Raw genomic sequence first — 16,298 nt, 5'->3', positions numbered from 1 at the left:
GTTACCGTTTGTTGGTGAGTGCAGTGCCAAGTACTTGCAGGTAGGCGACGAGGGCATCCATTTCGGTTTTGCCCTTGACCGCGTCCTTTGCACCGGCGATGTCTTCCTCGGTGTAAGGCACGCCTACGCTGCGCAAGGCTTCCATCTTTTTGGCGGTGTCTTTGCCGTCAAGACTATGCTCGACCAGCCAGGGGTAAGAGGGCATCTTCGATTCAGGCACGACGTTGCGCGGGTTGTAGAGGTGCGCACGATGCCAATCGTCTGAATATCGACCGCCAACGCGTGCGAGATCCGGGCCGGTGCGCTTGGAGCCCCACAGGAACGGGTGATCGTAAACGCTCTCGCCGGCAACCGAGTAATGACCGTAGCGCTCGGTCTCGGCGCGGAACGGGCGGATCATCTGCGAGTGGCAACCGACACAGCCTTCACGGATGTATAGGTCACGCCCTTCGAGCTGCAGCGCGGTGTAGGGCTTCATCCCCTCCACAGGCTCGTTCACAACGTCTTGGAAGAACAGCGGAACGATCTGGGTCAGACCACCAATGCTCACCGCAAGGATCATGAACAGGGTCAGCAGACCGACGTTCTTTTCGAGTATTTCGTGATTCTTCATTTATCGGTTCCCTCAGGCGATCTGCGCAGCGGCTTCGAATTCAGCCGCTTTGGCGGCACGCACGGTGCGCCAGGTGTTGTAAGCCATCAGCAGCATGCCGGTGAGGAAGAAGACACCGCCGAGCCAACGGACGATGAAGCCCGGGTGGCTTGCCTCCAGCGCTTCGACGAAGGAGTAGGTGAGCGTGCCGTCTTCGTTGATCGCACGCCACATCAGACCCTGGGTGATCCCGTTGACCCACATCGAAGCGATGTAGAGCACGGTGCCAATGGTGGCCAACCAGAAGTGGGCGTTGATCAGGCCGATGCTGTGCATCTGCTCGCGAGCGAAAACCTTCGGGATCAAGTGGTACATGGAGCCGATGGTGATCATCGCTACCCAGCCGAGGGCGCCGGCGTGTACGTGACCGATGGTCCAGTCGGTGTAGTGAGAGAGGGCGTTAACGGTCTTGATGGCCATCATCGGACCTTCGAAGGTCGACATACCATAGAACGCCAGGGAGACGACCAGGAAGCGCAGGATCGGGTCGGTGCGCAGCTTATGCCAGGCGCCCGACAGGGTCATCATGCCGTTGATCATGCCGCCCCAGCTCGGCGCCAGCAGAATGATGGACATGACCATGCCCAGGCTTTGTGCCCACTCCGGCAGCGCGGTGTAGTGCAGGTGGTGCGGGCCGGCCCAGATGTAGAGGGTGATCAACGCCCAGAAATGCACAATGGACAGGCGGTAGGAGTAAACCGGGCGGCCAGCCTGCTTGGGTACGAAGTAATACATCATGCCCAGGAAGCCGGTGGTCAGGAAGAAGCCCACGGCGTTGTGGCCGTACCACCACTGAACCATCGCGTCGGTCGCACCCGAGTAGATCGAGTAGGACTTGAACCAGGTCACCGGTACTTCAAGGTTGTTGACGATGTGCAGCATCGCCGTAACCAGGATGAAGCCGCCAAAGAACCAGTTCCCTACATAAATGTGGGCAGCCTTACGCTTCATGATGGTGCCGAAGAACACCACGGCGTAGCTGACCCAGACGAGGGTAATCAGGATATCGATTGGCCATTCCAGCTCGGCGTATTCCTTGGAGCTGGTGAAGCCCTGCGGCAGTGTGATCACAGCCAGAACCAGGACCGCCTGCCAACCCCAGAAGGTGAACGCGGCGAGGCCGTCGGAAAACAGGCGTGCCTGCGAGGTCCGCTGAACAACGTAGAAGGACGTAGCCATCAACGCACAGCCGCCGAACGCGAAAATCACCGCGTTGGTGTGCAGTGGGCGCAAACGACCAAAGCTGGTCCAGGGCAGGTCGAAGTTGAGTTCAGGCCACACGAGCTGTGCGGCGATGAACACTCCCAGACCCATTCCGATAATTCCCCACACCACCGTCATGATGGCGAATTGGCGAACCACCTTATAGTTATATGCAGTCTCACTTATTGCTGTGCTCATGCAAGGCTTCCACGCTAAATGGCATTTCAAGGGGGCAAAAACGGCGGCAAGTATGGAGAAAGGAGGGGGGCAATGCAATCAACGCCCGGGCCATCTCGTGCCGTTAGGACCCTGATCCCAAGCCTATTCCGTGCTCTTTGCAGGGTCGTTTTTCACATCAGGCCGATGTGCTGAATCGAGGGTTCGCCTTGTAGTTCTGCGGGGGTTCGGCGAGTTGGGAAGCAATATAGAAGCGAGAGGGTTTTCAGGCCAAGCGGTGTTGGGTCGGACGGTCTGCGACAGAGCGTCGCATAGGGCTAAAACTTGACCCGAAACAGGGCGGTGGTGCTCACCGCCCTGTACGAGATTACTGCTTCGCCAGACGCTCTGGCTGTTGTGACAGGCTATAGACGTAAGCGGCCAACAGATGAACCTTGTCATTACCCAGATACTGTTCCTGAGCGGGCATCTGGCCATTGCGGCCATGACGAATGGTCTGCTGCAACTGAGGCAGAGTAGAGCCGTAGATCCAACCAGCTGAACTGGTCAGCTTCGGTGCACCCATCGCCGCCATGCCTTCACCGTTCGCCCCATGACAGACCGCGCAGGTTTGCGCATAAACCTGACCGCCCGCCGCGGTATCCGCGTCAGCCCCTTCGGGCAGCGGTAGGCCGGCCAGATCGCTGCGGACATAGGCCGCTACGTTCTTCACGCCTGCTTCACCGATGACCTGCCCCCAGGCTGGCATCGCTGCAACGCGGCCGTGAAGAATCGACGCCTTGATGGTTTCAGCATCGCCGCCCCAGCGCCAGTCACTGTCCGCAAGGTTGGGGAAACCAACTGCGCCTTTGGCGTCAGAGCCGTGGCAAACCGAGCAATAGTTGGCGAAAAGACGACCACCGATCTTAAGCGCGCGCTCGTCCTGTGCAACCTGAGCGACACCCATGGCAGAGTACTTGGCGAAGATAGGGCCGAACTTCTCGTCAGCCTGATCGACTTCGCGTTGCCATTGCTTGTCTTGTGTCCAGCCGTCTTCATAGCCCGGCATCACGCCTTTCCAGTTGCCCAGGCCGGGGTACAGCACCAGATAGAGAAGGCCGAACACCAGCGTGCCGATGAAGAGCAGGAACCACCAGCGGGGCAGCGGGTTGTCATATTCCTCGATGCCGTCGAAGGAATGTCCCATGGTCTTGTCGGTCGTCCCTGGCGACTCGCCTTTGCGAGTGGCGAAGATCAGCCAGAACAGAGCGACAATGGTACCCAGCGTCAGCAGGGCGATGTATCCACTCCAGAAAGCGTTCATTTGTTACTCCTGGACAGCCCAAACGCTCGAGCTGTCCGCGATGTTGGTTTGCTGACGGCCGCCCCTGCAGCACGTCGTTTTCGATAGCGTGCCGCGGTCTCAGCGCTTGTTCTGAAGTGCGGTCCCGAGTACCTGCAGGTACGCCACCAGCGCGTCCATCTCGGTTTTGCCCTTGACGGCTTCACCGGCAGCGGCAATGTCGTCATCGCTGTACGGCACGCCTACGCTGCGCAGCGCTTTCATCTTCGCGGCGGTGTCCTTGCCGTTGAGGGTGTCCTCCACCAGCCAGGGGTAGGACGGCATCTTCGACTCAGGCACGACGTTGCGCGGGTTGTAGAGATGCGCACGGTGCCAGTCGTCCGAGTAGCGACCGCCGACGCGCGCGAGGTCCGGGCCGGTACGCTTCGAACCCCACAGGAAGGGGTGGTCGTAGACGCTTTCACCGGCTACCGAGTAGTGACCGTAGCGCTCGGTCTCGGCACGGAACGGGCGAATCATTTGTGAGTGGCAACCCACGCAACCTTCACGGATATAGATGTCGCGGCCTTCCAGCTCGAGCGCGGTGTAGGGCTTCATGCCTTCCACCGGCTCGTTCACCACGTCCTGGAAGAACAGGGGGACGATCTGGGTCAGGCCACCGATGCTCACCGCCAGGATCATGAACAGGGTCAGCAGGCCGACGTTCTTTTCGAGTATTTCGTGCTTCTTCATCAGTCAGCTCCTCAGGCGATCTGCGCAGCGGCTTCGTATTCGGCCGGCTTGGCCGCCTGTACGGTGCGCCAGGTGTTGTATGCCATCAGCAACATGCCGGCGAAGAAGATCGCACCGCCGATCATCCGCACTACGAAGCCGGGGTGGCTGGCTTCCAGCGCCTCGACAAAGGAGTAGGTGAGGGTGCCGTCTTCGTTGATCGCACGCCACATCAGGCCCTGGGCGATCCCGTTGACCCACATGGAGGCGATGTAGAGCACGGTGCCGATGGTGGCCAGCCAGAAATGCGCGTTGATCAGGCCGATGCTGTGCATCTGGGCGCGGCCAAATACTTTCGGGATCAGGTGATACAGCGCACCGATCGAGACCATGGCAACCCAGCCGAGGGCGCCGGCGTGAACGTGGCCGATGGTCCAGTCGGTGTAGTGGGAGAGGGCGTTGACGGTCTTGATGGCCATCATCGGACCTTCGAAGGTCGACATGCCATAGAACGCCAGTGACACGACCAGGAAGCGCAGGATCGGGTCGCTGCGCAACTTATGCCAGGCGCCCGACAGGGTCATCATGCCGTTGATCATGCCACCCCAGCTTGGCGCCAGCAGGATCAGCGACATCACCATGCCCAGGCTCTGCGCCCAGTCTGGCAGCGCGGTGTAGTGCAGGTGGTGCGGGCCAGCCCAGATGTAGACGGTGATCAACGCCCAGAAGTGAACAATCGACAGGCGATAGGAATACACCGGACGCTCGGCCTGCTTCGGCACGAAGTAGTACATGATCCCGAGGAAGCCCGCGGTGAGGAAGAAGCCTACGGCGTTGTGGCCGTACCACCACTGGACCATTGCATCCGTCGCGCCGGAATAGAGCGAGTAGGACTTCATCGCCGTGACCGGCACTTCCAGGTTGTTGACCACATGGAGCAGGGCAACGGTCAGAATGAAACCGCCGAAGAACCAGTTGCCCACGTAGATGTGCTTAACCTTGCGAGTCGCAAGCGTCCCGAAGAACACGATCGCGTAGGAAACCCAGACGATGGTGATCAGGATATCGATCGGCCATTCGAGCTCGGCGTACTCTTTGGAGCTGGTGAAACCCAGCGGCAGGCTGATCGCAGCCAACAGAATCACCAGTTGCCAGCCCCAGAAGGTGAAGGCGGCCAGCTTCGGTGCGAACAGCGTGGTCTGACAGGTGCGCTGGACGGAGTAATAGGAGGTCGCGAACAATGCGCAGCCACCAAAGGCGAAGATCACCGCGTTGGTGTGCAAAGGTCGCAGGCGGCCGAAGCTGGTCCAGGGCAGGTCGAAGTTAAGGAACGGCCAGGCCAACTGCGCTGCGATGAAAACGCCGAGCCCCATCCCGACGATTCCCCACACCACCGTCATGATGGCGAATTGGCGGACCACCTTGTAGTCGTAGGCGGTACTGGTTGCTGTGTTCATGTATGGGCTTCCATCCACGGTAGTGAGCATGTTTTTTTGTGCGGCGAGCGGGTTTTTTCTTTCAGTCGAAAGCGGGGGCAAGAATGGGGAAAGGGCAAATGGCCGGTATTGACGCCGATCAATACTCACAGAGCGGCGAAACCCCGCTCGTCAGGGTCGATCAGCCCGTGAATACGGCCGGTAGCAGCCTGATACTGGCCCACGGCGCGGGCGCTCCGATGGATAGCCCGTTCATGCAACAGATGACCGAACGGCTGGTAGAACGCGGTGTTGCGGTGTTTCGCTTCGAGTTCGCTTATATGGCTGAGCGGCGTGCAACAGGGCGCAAGCGTCCGCCAAACCCGCAGGCGCAGCTATTGCAGCAGTGGCGTGAAGTCTACGGGGCGGTGCGACAGCAAACCGCAGGTCCGCTGGCCATCGGCGGCAAGTCCATGGGCGGGCGCATGGCCAGCCTGTTGGCCGACGAGTTGGAGGTCGATGCGCTGATCTGCCTGGGCTATCCGTTCTATGCGACAGGCAAGCCTGAAAAACCGCGTGTAGCGCATCTCGCCGATCTGGCTACACCGACACTTATCGTTCAGGGTGAGCGCGATGCGTTAGGCGATCGCACCGCGGTTACTGCGTACAGGTTGTCACCGGCGATTTACCTGCATTGGCTCGCCGCCGCAGACCATGATCTGAAGCCGTTGAAACGGACGGGACTGACCCACGAGCAGCACCTCGATAGCGCCGCGGATGCCGTCGCGACCTTCTTGCGGAAGGTGTGAAGGTCGGTCCTTGATAACGTAAAACGCCCGCTGCGGCGAATGCTGCGAGCGGGCGTTTTTACCGACGTCAGCGTCGATTCAGCGATTGAACCGCTCGACCAGGGTGTACTGCGATTGCGCGGTCGCCGCCAGATCTTCCGAGAGCAACGCCGAGCTCTGAGCATCTCCCGATGTCTGATCAGCGAGACGGGCGATATTGATGACGTTGTGGCTGATTTCTTCGGCGACCGAGCTCTGCTGTTCGGTTGCCGACGCGATCTGCGAGGTCATGTCGATGATGCGTCCGACCGCGTCACTGATCCCTACGAGCGCTTTGTCCGCATCGACCATACGCTCCACTCCCTGACTGGCTTGAGCGCGCCCCTGCTCGGTTGTCTCGACGGCTTGCCGTGCCTGCAGCTGAAGCTTTTCAATCAGTTGGTGAATCTGGCCGGTGGCCGCCGCGGTGCGCTGCGCCAGTTGCCGAACTTCGTCGGCAACAACCGCGAAACCCCGTCCGCTTTCGCCCGCACGGGCCGCTTCAATGGCAGCGTTCAGGGCGAGCAGGTTGGTCTGATCGGCAATGCTTTTGATCACGTCAACTACGGTGCCGATTTCTTCGCTGTTCTGCGCCAGCGCGGACACGGCGTCGCCGGTTTCCGTTACGGCACGTGCCAGCAGCTCAATGGCCTTGCGCGTCTGGGCACCGATCTCCTGACCCTCGGTAGCCAACTGATTGGCCTGCTCCGTGGCGTCCGCCGCCAAGGCCACATTGCTGGCCACTTCCTGCGTCGTTGCGGCCATCTGATTGATGGCGGTGGCGACCTGCTCGGTCTCATGGTGTTGTCGCGCCAGCCCATCTGAGCAGCTGTGCGCCAGCTCATCGGCCCGTTTGGCCTGCTGCTGCAGTTGCACGGCGCTGTCCTGTAGTCGCGTAAGGCAGGTTTTCAGCCGGGCATGCTCGCTGAGCATCGCCATTTCCAATTGCGCCTCAACACCGTGGCTATCGGTATACATCTGAGCAATCAGCGGATCGCTGGTCGATTGTTTGGCCAGGTTCAACAACCGGTTCATGCCCCGCATCTGCCAGTGCCGCCCAGCAACTCCCAGGGGTACCGACAGCAGTGCAGCCAATGCAAAGCCCCACATGTGATCGAGCCAGTAGCCGACCATGAAGCCGATCTGGCTGGTGAGGATGAATGGCAGCCAGTTAACGGCGACGGGCAGCCATTTGTCCCGCCGAGGCACGCCGCTCTTACCTGCGTTGAGGCGCGCATAGAGTGCTTGGGCTCGTTCAATCTGCTCGCGGGTCGGCTTGGTGCGGACCGACTCATAGCCGATGACCTTGCGTTGCAGGTCGAGCACAGGCGTCACGTAGGCATTGACCCAATAGTGGTCGCCGTTCTTGCGCCGATTCTTGACGATGCCCATCCACGGTTTGCCGTCTTTGAGGGTCGCCCACATATGGCCGAACACGGCGGTGGGTACGTCGGGATGACGGATCAGGTTGTGCGGCGCGCCGATGAGCTCGCTCCGATCGAAGCCGCTGACTTCGGCAAAGATGTCGTTGCAGTAGCTGATCTGTCCTTTCAGGTCCGTCGTGGAAATCAGCCGCTGCTGGTCGGGAAACGCATACTCGCGTTGGGTGATGGGCTGGTTATTTCGCATGAGATACGCCTGGCAATTGAATAGTGGCTTGAAGCGCGATTCTTATAGCGGACCGGTCGTCCTTATCAGCGCTGTTAACGGCAGCCAAATCAATTAGTTGAACGATTATCGACGGATGGGCGTACACCGAAACGCACAGCGCCCGCAGCAGCCATGCTGCAGCGGGCGCTGTAAAGCCAAGCGATGAATTAGCTGTCGATTAGCTGACGCAATACGAAATGGAGGATGCCTCCGGCCTTGAAGTACTGCACTTCGTTAAGGGTATCGATGCGGCAGAGCACCTGGAAATTGTCTCGAGAGCCATCGGCTCGCTCCACGTCTACGGTCAAGAGCTGACGTGGTTTGATATCAGCACCGAGACCGCGAATCGACAGCTTCTCGTCCCCCTTCAGTCCCAGTGACTGGCGGGTTTGATCGCCGACGAACTGCAGCGCCAGCACACCCATGCCGATGAGGTTGGAGCGGTGAATCCGCTCGAAGCTCTCTGCGATAACCGCCTTGACGCCCAGCAGGTTGGTCCCCTTGGCTGCCCAGTCACGGCTGGAACCGGTGCCGTATTCCTTTCCGGCCACTACCACCAGCGGCACACCCTCGTTCTGATAACGCATCGCCGCGTCGTAGATGGACAGCCGCTCGCCGCTGGGTTGATGCAGCGTCTCGCCGCCTTCTTCGCCGCCAAGCATTTCGTTCTTGATACGGATGTTGGCAAAGGTGCCGCGCATCATTACTTCATGGTTGCCACGACGCGAGCCGTAGGAGTTGAAGTCCTCGGGCTTCACACCCAGTTGCTGCAGGTAGAGTCCAGCTGGCGAACTGGCTTTGATGTTGCCGGCAGGGGAGATGTGGTCGGTGGTGATCGAGTCACCGAACAGCGCCAGGATTCGCGCGTTCTCGACGTCACTTGGCGGCACCAACGGCTGACCGATGTCTTCGAAGAACGGCGGGTTCTGCACGTAACTGGACTGGTTGTTCCACTTGTAGGTGTCGCCGGCCGTGACGGCGATGGATTGCCAGTGTTCGTCGCCGCTGAAGACGTCTGCGTAGCGAGTTCGGAACATTTGGCCGTCGATATTGCTGACCGCCTCGTTCACTTCGGCGCTGGTCGGCCAGATGTCTTTCAGATACACCGGCTGGTTCTGCTGGTCGTAGCCCAGCGGGTCCTTGTCCATGTTGATCCGTGTGGTACCTGCCAAGGCGAAGGCGACCACAAGCGGCGGCGAAGCCAGCCAGTTGGCTTTGACGAGGGGATGCACCCGGCCTTCAAAGTTGCGGTTGCCCGAGAGCACCGACGAAACGATGAGGTCGTTATCGGTGATCGCCTGGCCGATGGCGTCGGGCAGCGGGCCTGAGTTGCCGATGCAAGTGGTGCAACCATAACCGACCAGATTGAAGCCCAGCTGATCCAGATAGGTCGTCAGTCCGGCGCGCTCCAGGTAGTCGGTTACCACTTTGGAGCCCGGTGCCAGCGAGGACTTCACCCAGGGCGCCCGCTTTAAGCCGCGCTCCAGTGCTTTCTTCGCCACCAGACCGGCTGCCATCAGCACGTTCGGGTTGGAGGTGTTGGTACAGGATGTAATCGCCGCGATGACCACGGCGCCATGTTTGAGTCCGAACTCCTCGCCAGCCACGGGGACAGAGGTGCCGGACTGCTGAGCCTTGCCGCTGGTTTCGAGCAATAGATCGAAGTTGGCGCCGATATCACCCAGCGACACGCGATCTTGCGGACGTTTGGGGCCGGCAAGCGAGGGTTGAACCTGGCTTAGATCCAGTTCAAGGGTGGCGGTAAATACCGGGTCCGGCGAGTTTGTGTCGCGCCACATGCCCTGCGCCTTGCTATAAGCCTCGACCAGGGCGATGCGGTCCTCGTCGCGCCCGGTCAGGCGCAGGTAGTCAATGGTGACCTGATCTACCGGGAAGAAGCCGCACGTGGCGCCATATTCCGGTGCCATGTTGCCGATCGTCGCGCGGTCGGCGAGGGGCAGGTGGTCCAGGCCCGGACCGAAGAATTCCACGAACTTGCCCACCACGCCATGCTTGCGCAGCATCTGCGTTACAGTGAGAACCAGATCGGTCGCGGTCACGCCTTCATTGAGCTTGCCGGTCAGGCGCATGCCGATCACTTCGGGAAGCAGCATCGACACGGGCTGGCCGAGCATGGCCGCTTCGGCCTCGATACCGCCTACGCCCCAGCCCAAAACGCCGAGGCCGTTGATCATGGTGGTGTGGGAGTCAGTGCCGACCAGCGTGTCCGGGTAGGCAATCGTTTCGCCGTCTTCGTCCTTCGTCCAGACCACTTGCCCCAGGTATTCGAGATTGACCTGGTGACAGATGCCGGTGCCTGGCGGCACGACGCGGAAATTGTCGAAGGCCTGCTGACCCCAGCGCAGGAACTCGTAGCGTTCGCCGTTGCGCTGCATTTCGATGTCGACGTTCTGTCCGAATGCCTGGTCGGTGCCAAAACGGTCGACCATCACGGAGTGGTCGATCACCAGATCGACCGGTGACAGCGGATTGATGCGCTGAGGGTCACCGCCCGCCCGGGACACCGCGTCGCGCATGGCGGTCAGGTCAACCACCGCCGGCACGCCGGTAAAGTCCTGCATCAGCACGCGCGCGGGGCGGTACTGAATTTCGCGCTCGGACGTGTGGGTTTTCAGCCATACCGCGAGCGAGTTGAAGTCATCGGCACGCACCGTGACGTCATCTTCCCAGCGCAGCAGGTTTTCAAGCAGGACCTTCAGTGAAGTCGGTAGCCGGCTGATGTCGCCCAGCTGTTTCGCCGCTTCGGGCAGGCTGTAGTAGTGATAGGTTTTGCCGTTGACGTCTAGGCTTCTACGGCAGTTCAAACTGTCCAGGGATGGCATTCGTCTCTCCTTGTACCCGCACGGTCGGGCTGACTGAAGTGGGGAGCGTTATGTTGAAACTAGCCCCTGGCGAAGTGTTTCGCCATGAAACGGGCCGCCGATCGGCATCGGCGGCGCAGCTTCGGTGTTTCGCAGGTGTCGGATGCAGTTTCGCGCCCGTTTCTCCGAGCTGACTGTTCACTGGACCGGAGCACGGAGTCTGGGGTTCCCTAGTCGGCTATCATGTGCGGCTTTGGTCGCAGAGCGCTTCGGCGCGACCGGCTTGCGCTGACGATAGGGTTCATAGATGAAAACACTGCTGCTGCATTGCCGACCGGGCTTCGAGAACGAAGTCTGCGCCGAGATCAGCGATCAGGCTGCTCGCCTGGACGTGGCCGGCTACGCCAAAGCGAAACCGAACAGCGCGTGTGCCGAGTTCGTCTGCACTGAATCGGAGGGTACGGAGCGGTTGATGCGAGGTATCCGCTTTTCCCGGCTGATCTTTGCGCGGCAATGGGCGCGTGGCGACTACCTGGCGCTGCCCGAAACTGACCGCATTGGCGTGTTGCTCGAACAGCTCGCCGCGTACCCGGTCTGTAGCAGTCTTTGGCTGGAAGTGCTGGATACCAATGACGGCAAGGAGTTGTCGAACTTCTGTCGAAAGTTCGAAGCCCCGCTGCGCAAGGCGCTGATCAAGGCCGGAAAGCTGAAGGAAAGCGCCAACGGTCCGCGTCTGTTACTCACGTTCAAGAGCGGTCGGGAAGTCTTTGTTGGCGTCGCCGACGCCGATAACAGCGCCATGTGGCCGATGGGCATTCCGCGATTGAAATTCCCGCGTCAGGCGCCGAGCCGCTCGACGCTGAAGCTGGAAGAAGCCTGGCATCACTTCATTCCACGTGAGCAGTGGGACACCCGATTGGCATCCGGCATGACCGCGGTCGATCTCGGCGCCTCGCCCGGCGGTTGGACCTGGCAGTTGGTCAACCGGGATATCGAAGTCATGGCGGTCGACAACGGCCCCATGAACGAGGAATTGCTCGAGTCAGGTCTGGTCGGCCATTACCGCGCCGATGGTTTCGCCTTCCGTCCGAAGCGGGCGGTGGACTGGATGGTCTGCGATATCGTCGAAAAGCCTGCGAAGAATGCGGCCTTGCTGGAAACCTGGATCGGCGAAGGCTTGTGTCGCGAGGCGGTGGTGAATCTCAAACTGCCAATGAAACAGCGCTACGCGGAGGTGAAGCGCCTGCTGGAACGTATCGCTGACGGACTTGCCGAACGGGGCGTGAAGGCGAGCATCGGTTGCAAGCAGCTGTACCACGACCGCGAGGAAGTGACCTGTCATTTGCGCCGGTTATGACCCGCTGGCGAGTGACCGGAGGATCTTCCTGAGTGACAATGCCGACCTGTTTTTAGGAGCCCACAATGTCCCACCCTGCTGAACTGTCCGCCGACGCGGTGCTCGATGCCAGCGGCTTGAACTGCCCTGAGCCGGTCATGATGCTGCACAACAAAGTCCGTGCGCTCGGCGGCGGCGAGCTGCTCAAGGTGATCGCCACCGATCCCTCGACCCAGCGCGATATTCCCAAGTTCTGCGTATTTCTCGGCCATGAGCTAGTGGGCCAACAGGCCGACGAGGGGACGTACTTCTACTGGATTCGCAAAAAGAACGACTGAAACGCCATTCCGCCAATGCCAGCGTCGCGCTGCTTCGACGCGAGATGAGTCGGGCAGTCGTTCAAACGCAGGGCGGCAGAAAGGCCAGCTGCAGACCGACGAATACCGTCGCCAGCGCGGCGATAAAGTGGATCCCTGACGCGACTTTCGTCACGAACACCTGGCGTTCGTTCAGATCATGCGGCGGCCGCGATAGCTTCCAAGAGCGGCGGCCCAGCCAAAGCAGCAGGGCCACCACCAGCAAGGTGAACGCGCCGAAGCTGGCATTCAGCCAGTTGAAGATCCCCTGAGCGGGATCGGGCGGAGCGATCGAGCAAACCACCGCGTGCGAGCCATACATCGTGGCGAACCACAGGCTCCAGATGGTCAGCCCGAACGGGATCTGAACCGGGTGGAAGACTGACGTGCGGCGGTACTTCATCAGGCACCTCCCCAAGCCGATGGGAACAGCACGATCGCGGCGTACGCACTCCAGACGACGCCTAGGTTGTAGTACCAGAGCTGCTCGACGACCACCGGTTCATACGGCGCCAGCTTCCCCACATAACCGAAATGTACCCGGAGCACCTGCAGCACGGTGCAGACCGTGGCGAGCCCGCAATGGATCAGGCTGTAGGCCAGGATCACGAAGATCACCGCATCATGCGCGGTTTCGGTGATCGCCAGGTTCGCGCTCAGCAATACCCACAGCAGCGCAGCGAATTGAACGAGGCCGAGCGCTGAAACAATGCTGAGATTGCCTATCAGCCCCGCATGGTTGCCGCGGCGAAGCCGCGCCGGGATGACACGCATCCACAACGTAGCGATGGTCAACACGATCGCGCTCGCCAGCATCAGCCAGCCGTTCAGATCGGACTGTGCCGGTACCTGCCATTCGGGTGAAACGGTCCACAGATAGAACCAGCCGAACAGCAGCGACAGATACAGGGTGGCATTGGCCAGCAGCGTGACGCCCATGCCCCACAATCCGGGGCCGTCGAACGTGCGCGAGTGCAGGGGAGGTTCGCCCGGCTGCGTGTGCGCATCTGGCGCGGCGGCGGGGTGCGCGCCGTTTTCCCATGACCAGCGGAACAGCACGATCAACGTCGCGATGGTGGCCACCAGGGCCAGCCAGTACACCTTGTTCAGTAGGCTCAGGCAGAGTACGGCGAGAAATACCGATGCGATAAAGGGCAACCAGCTGTTACCGGGCAGGTGAATGATCTCGCGAACCTTGCCCGTCAGCGGGTCGGAGCCCCAGGTTTCCCTCCGGCCGTGATTGATCGTGGTCAGCGCATGCTCGCCCCGCGCGATGCTTTCGGGAAGGTTTGGATCCTTCCACAGGGGGTGCCGGTCGGTGACGTCTGGCAGGCTGACGAAGTTATACGCGCTTGGCGGCAGGGCAGTCGCCCACTCCAAGGTATCGGCATTCCAGGGGTTGGTTTTTGCCGGCTGGCCGAAGCGAAAGTGCAGGACGATATCCAGCAGAATCGTGCCGATGCCGATGGCCATGATGAAGCTGCCGATCGACGAGATCAGGTTTGGAAGGTCCCAGCCTAGGCCCGTGTCGTAGGTGTAAACCCGGCGGGGCATACCCATCAGGCCGGTCCAGTGCATGATCAGGAAGGTGGTGTTGAACCCAATGAAAACCAGCCAGAAGCCCCAGCGCCCGAGACGTACCGAAGGCATGCGGCCGGAGAAGTGCGGCAGCCAGTAATACAGCCCGGCCATCAGCGGAAAGAACATGCCGCCCACCAGCACGTAATGCATGTGCGCGACGACGAAATGCGTGTCGTGAACCTGCCAGTCAAAGGGCACCAGCGCGACCATCACGCCGGTCAGGCCGCCGCAGACAAAGACGATCAGGAAGCCCACCAGCCAGAGCATTGGGACGTGATACACCGGTTTGCCCAGCCACAAGGTGGCAATCCAGGCGAAGATTTGCACACCCGTCGGGATCGCCACCAGCATGCTCGCCGCGGAAAAGAAGCCCAGCGCCAGCGCCGGAATGCCCACCGTGAACATGTGGTGGACCCAGAGACCGAAGCTCAGAAAGCCTGTGGTCAGCACACCGAGAACCACCCAGCGATAGCCCACCAGCGGCCGCTGGCAGAACACCGGTAGCAACGTCGAGACGATGCCTGCGCCGGGTAGAAAGATGATGTACACCTCGGGGTGGCCGAACAGCCAGAACAGATGCTGCCAGAGCACGGGATCGCCACCCTTGGCCGTATCGAAGAACGGCAGTCCGGCCGCGCGCTCCAGCTCCAGCAAGATACTGCCGAGGATCAGCGGTGGAAACCCGAACACGATCATCAGCGCCATCACCAGGATGTACCACGCATACAGCGGCATCTTGTGCAGTGCCATGCCGTTGGTGCGGGTGCGCAGAATTGAAACGACCAGCTCAACGCCGGCGCTCACGGCAGAAATCTCGACGAAGGTGATGCCCAGCAGCCAGAAGTCCGAATTCACGCCGGGCATGTGCGATGAGCTGGACAGCGGTGTGTACATGAACCAGCCGGCTTTGGGCGCGACGCCGAGAAACACGCTGGACAGCAGGATGATCCCGCCGAACAAATAACAGAAGTAACCGAGCGACGACAGACGCGGAAAAATCAGGTCGCGCGCGCCGATCATCTTCGGGATGAGGTAGACGGCCAGGCCCTCCATCATCGGCACCGCAAACAGGAACATCATCACCGAGCCGTGCATGGTGAAGACCTGGTTGTAAACCTCCGGCTCCATCAGCACATAGCCGGGCAACGCTAGCTGAGTGCGGATCAGCATGGCCATCAGCCCGCCGATCAGAAAGAACACACCACCGGTGATTAGGAAGCGCAGGCCGATACTGGTGTGGTTGACGATCGTCAGCGCGCGCCAGCCTCGAGGATTGCCCCAGACGTCATTGAACTGATCGTGCAGTTGATCCGGGTCGGTAGAAGGGGCGCTGCCCCTGAACGAAGCATTCATGGCGCGAGCGTCTCCAGCCAAGCGGCAATCTGGTCAAGGGTTTCCGGCGGTACGTCGTCATGCGCCGGCATGCCGTTGCCGAACTTGAGGTCTTTGTGTTCACGCAGCCAGCGACGCAGTCCTTCGCTGTCGTTCTCGATGACGCCGGCGCCCAAGGTGGGGCGTGTCGCCAGGTCGGTCAGATCCGGCGCCCGGTCGCCATTGCTGATGCCTGCCACGCGGTGGCACTGGCCGCAGCGTTCCTCGAAAACCTGGCCGGCTTCACCTGGAGCGCGCTGCCCAACGCTGTGGTTTTCCCGGGCGGCAATCCATTCGTTGAAACCACCTTCGTCCAGCGCTTCGACATGAAGCTTCATGTGTGTGTGCTGCAGGCCGCAGAACTCGGAGCACTGTCCATGAAAGACACCGGTGTGCCCGGCCTCGAGCCGAATGACATTGGTACGCCCCGGCACCATGTCCATTTTTCCGCCGAGCCGCGGTATCCAGAACGAATGGATCACGTCAGCGCTGGTGACATGCACGTCTATCAGCCGGCCGGCTGGCATGATCAGTTGATTGGCCGTGGTGACGCCGCTGTCCGGGTAATGCACCTCCCACCACCACTGGTGCCCGGTGACTTCGACCTTTAACGGCTGCTCGCCCTCAACGGGGAGCGGCATCATGCTGCGGCCCGTAGGGATACCGAAGATCAGCAGCACGATAATGCTGACACTCGGCAGCACGATGCCGCCACCGATGACCCAGCGGCGATTGATTCGTATCGCTTGCTCATCGCTGGTCTCGCGTGGCTTGCGCGCCAATGCGTAGACCCACAGCACACTGACCACTATCAACACCAGCGTGGCGAAGGCGAACATGCCCCACCACACGTTCGCCACCTGGCGTGCCATGGGGCTGGCTGGGTTGAGACTGGAAAGCGGCCCGCCACAGGCA

12 protein-coding genes and 2 pseudogenes are annotated in these 16,298 nt (G+C 60.7%); 3 read left to right on the top strand and 11 right to left on the bottom strand.

The features are described 5' to 3' along the window. Nucleotide 1: 1 nt before the first annotated feature. The 5 genes from ccoO (K4O48_RS11725) to ccoN (K4O48_RS11705) form a co-directional block, all read right to left on the bottom strand. Nucleotides 2-613, bottom strand: coding sequence for a cytochrome-c oxidase, cbb3-type subunit II (ccoO, locus tag K4O48_RS11725; RefSeq protein WP_222908406.1), 612 nt, complete (start codon nucleotides 611-613; stop codon nucleotides 2-4). Between the two features lie 12 nt (nucleotides 614-625). After that, nucleotides 626-2,053, bottom strand: a complete 1,428-nt coding sequence (gene ccoN / locus K4O48_RS11720) for a cytochrome-c oxidase, cbb3-type subunit I (RefSeq protein WP_073300109.1) — start codon at nucleotides 2,051-2,053, stop codon at nucleotides 626-628. 346 nt (nucleotides 2,054-2,399) lie between these two features. Next, a complete protein-coding gene (gene ccoP / locus K4O48_RS11715; RefSeq protein WP_222908404.1) occupies nucleotides 2,400-3,335 on the bottom strand; it encodes a cytochrome-c oxidase, cbb3-type subunit III in 936 nt (311 codons plus the stop codon). Nucleotides 3,336-3,434: 99 nt separating this feature from the next. Beyond that, entirely contained in the window at nucleotides 3,435-4,046 is a 612-nt protein-coding gene (gene ccoO / locus K4O48_RS11710; protein ID WP_222908402.1) for a cytochrome-c oxidase, cbb3-type subunit II, read from the bottom strand. An 11-nt stretch (nucleotides 4,047-4,057) separates the two neighbouring features. Then, on the bottom strand, nucleotides 4,058-5,482 hold the full coding sequence (gene ccoN, locus K4O48_RS11705; protein WP_222908400.1) for a cytochrome-c oxidase, cbb3-type subunit I: 1,425 nt from the start codon (nucleotides 5,480-5,482) through the stop codon (nucleotides 4,058-4,060). An 83-nt stretch (nucleotides 5,483-5,565) separates the two neighbouring features. Between ccoN (K4O48_RS11705) and K4O48_RS11700 the strand changes: the two genes are divergently transcribed. Next, nucleotides 5,566-6,249 carry an alpha/beta family hydrolase gene (locus K4O48_RS11700; protein ID WP_222908398.1) on the top strand — a complete coding sequence of 228 codons (684 nt, stop codon included), beginning with the start codon at nucleotides 5,566-5,568 and terminating at the stop codon, nucleotides 6,247-6,249. A gap of 78 nt (nucleotides 6,250-6,327) precedes the next feature. Here the strand turns inward: K4O48_RS11700 and K4O48_RS20750 are convergent. From K4O48_RS20750 to acnA, 3 genes and pseudogenes are all read right to left on the bottom strand, one after another. Next, a pseudogene (locus K4O48_RS20750) lies at nucleotides 6,328-6,867 on the bottom strand (methyl-accepting chemotaxis protein); the annotation flags it as partial. A gap of 744 nt (nucleotides 6,868-7,611) precedes the next feature. Beyond that, nucleotides 7,612-7,896 (bottom strand): annotated as a pseudogene (locus tag K4O48_RS20745) (PAS domain-containing protein); the annotation flags it as partial. A 188-nt stretch (nucleotides 7,897-8,084) separates the two neighbouring features. Then, nucleotides 8,085-10,760: an aconitate hydratase AcnA gene (acnA, locus tag K4O48_RS11690; protein ID WP_222908395.1), complete on the bottom strand. Its 2,676-nt coding sequence runs from the start codon at nucleotides 10,758-10,760 to the stop codon at nucleotides 8,085-8,087. Nucleotides 10,761-11,046: 286 nt separating this feature from the next. On the opposite strand from acnA, the gene rlmM reads away from it, so the two are divergent. Next, on the top strand, nucleotides 11,047-12,096 hold the full coding sequence (gene rlmM, locus K4O48_RS11685) for a 23S rRNA (cytidine(2498)-2'-O)-methyltransferase RlmM (RefSeq protein ID WP_222908394.1): 1,050 nt from the start codon (nucleotides 11,047-11,049) through the stop codon (nucleotides 12,094-12,096). 65 nt (nucleotides 12,097-12,161) lie between these two features. Beyond that, nucleotides 12,162-12,413 (top strand): sulfurtransferase TusA, encoded by a 252-nt coding sequence (gene tusA / locus K4O48_RS11680; protein ID WP_222908393.1) that lies wholly within the window; start codon nucleotides 12,162-12,164, stop codon nucleotides 12,411-12,413. Between the two features lie 61 nt (nucleotides 12,414-12,474). Here tusA and K4O48_RS11675 read toward each other — a convergent pair whose 3' ends face one another. Genes K4O48_RS11675 through coxB form a run of 3 tightly spaced genes read right to left on the bottom strand, consistent with a single transcriptional unit; the run spans nucleotide 12,475 to nucleotide 16,255 of the window. Beyond that, nucleotides 12,475-12,834, bottom strand: a complete 360-nt coding sequence (locus tag K4O48_RS11675; protein ID WP_222908392.1) for a hypothetical protein — start codon at nucleotides 12,832-12,834, stop codon at nucleotides 12,475-12,477. After that, complete coding sequence (gene ctaD, locus K4O48_RS11670) at nucleotides 12,834-15,365, bottom strand: cytochrome c oxidase subunit I (RefSeq protein ID WP_222908391.1); 2,532 nt, start codon at nucleotides 15,363-15,365, stop codon at nucleotides 12,834-12,836. Before ctaD ends, K4O48_RS11675 begins: the two co-directional genes overlap by 1 nt. Then, nucleotides 15,362-16,255 (bottom strand): cytochrome c oxidase subunit II, encoded by an 894-nt coding sequence (coxB, locus tag K4O48_RS11665; protein WP_222912078.1) that lies wholly within the window; start codon nucleotides 16,253-16,255, stop codon nucleotides 15,362-15,364. Before coxB ends, ctaD begins: the two co-directional genes overlap by 4 nt. Nucleotides 16,256-16,298: the final 43 nt, after the last annotated feature.

Source organism: Pseudomonas sp. DNDY-54, from assembly GCF_019880365.1.
In the GTDB taxonomy this organism is placed as follows: domain Bacteria; phylum Pseudomonadota; class Gammaproteobacteria; order Pseudomonadales; family Pseudomonadaceae; genus Stutzerimonas; species Stutzerimonas stutzeri_P.
This window is presented reverse-complemented; position numbering and strand designations above follow the sequence as displayed.

Coding starts and splice junctions, on each gene's coding strand:
- ccoO (WP_222908406.1), bottom strand. CDS start 613: ATGAAGAATCACGAAATACTCGAAAAGAACGTCGGTCTGCTGACCCTG.
- ccoN (WP_073300109.1), bottom strand. CDS start 2,053: ATGAGCACAGCAATAAGTGAGACTGCATATAACTATAAGGTGGTTCGC.
- ccoP (WP_222908404.1), bottom strand. CDS start 3,335: ATGAACGCTTTCTGGAGTGGATACATCGCCCTGCTGACGCTGGGTACC.
- ccoO (WP_222908402.1), bottom strand. CDS start 4,046: ATGAAGAAGCACGAAATACTCGAAAAGAACGTCGGCCTGCTGACCCTG.
- ccoN (WP_222908400.1), bottom strand. CDS start 5,482: ATGAACACAGCAACCAGTACCGCCTACGACTACAAGGTGGTCCGCCAA.
- K4O48_RS11700 (WP_222908398.1), top strand. CDS start 5,566: ATGGGGAAAGGGCAAATGGCCGGTATTGACGCCGATCAATACTCACAG.
- acnA (WP_222908395.1), bottom strand. CDS start 10,760: ATGCCATCCCTGGACAGTTTGAACTGCCGTAGAAGCCTAGACGTCAAC.
- rlmM (WP_222908394.1), top strand. CDS start 11,047: ATGAAAACACTGCTGCTGCATTGCCGACCGGGCTTCGAGAACGAAGTC.
- tusA (WP_222908393.1), top strand. CDS start 12,162: ATGTCCCACCCTGCTGAACTGTCCGCCGACGCGGTGCTCGATGCCAGC.
- K4O48_RS11675 (WP_222908392.1), bottom strand. CDS start 12,834: ATGAAGTACCGCCGCACGTCAGTCTTCCACCCGGTTCAGATCCCGTTC.
- ctaD (WP_222908391.1), bottom strand. CDS start 15,365: ATGAATGCTTCGTTCAGGGGCAGCGCCCCTTCTACCGACCCGGATCAA.
- coxB (WP_222912078.1), bottom strand. CDS start 16,255: ATGGCACGCCAGGTGGCGAACGTGTGGTGGGGCATGTTCGCCTTCGCC.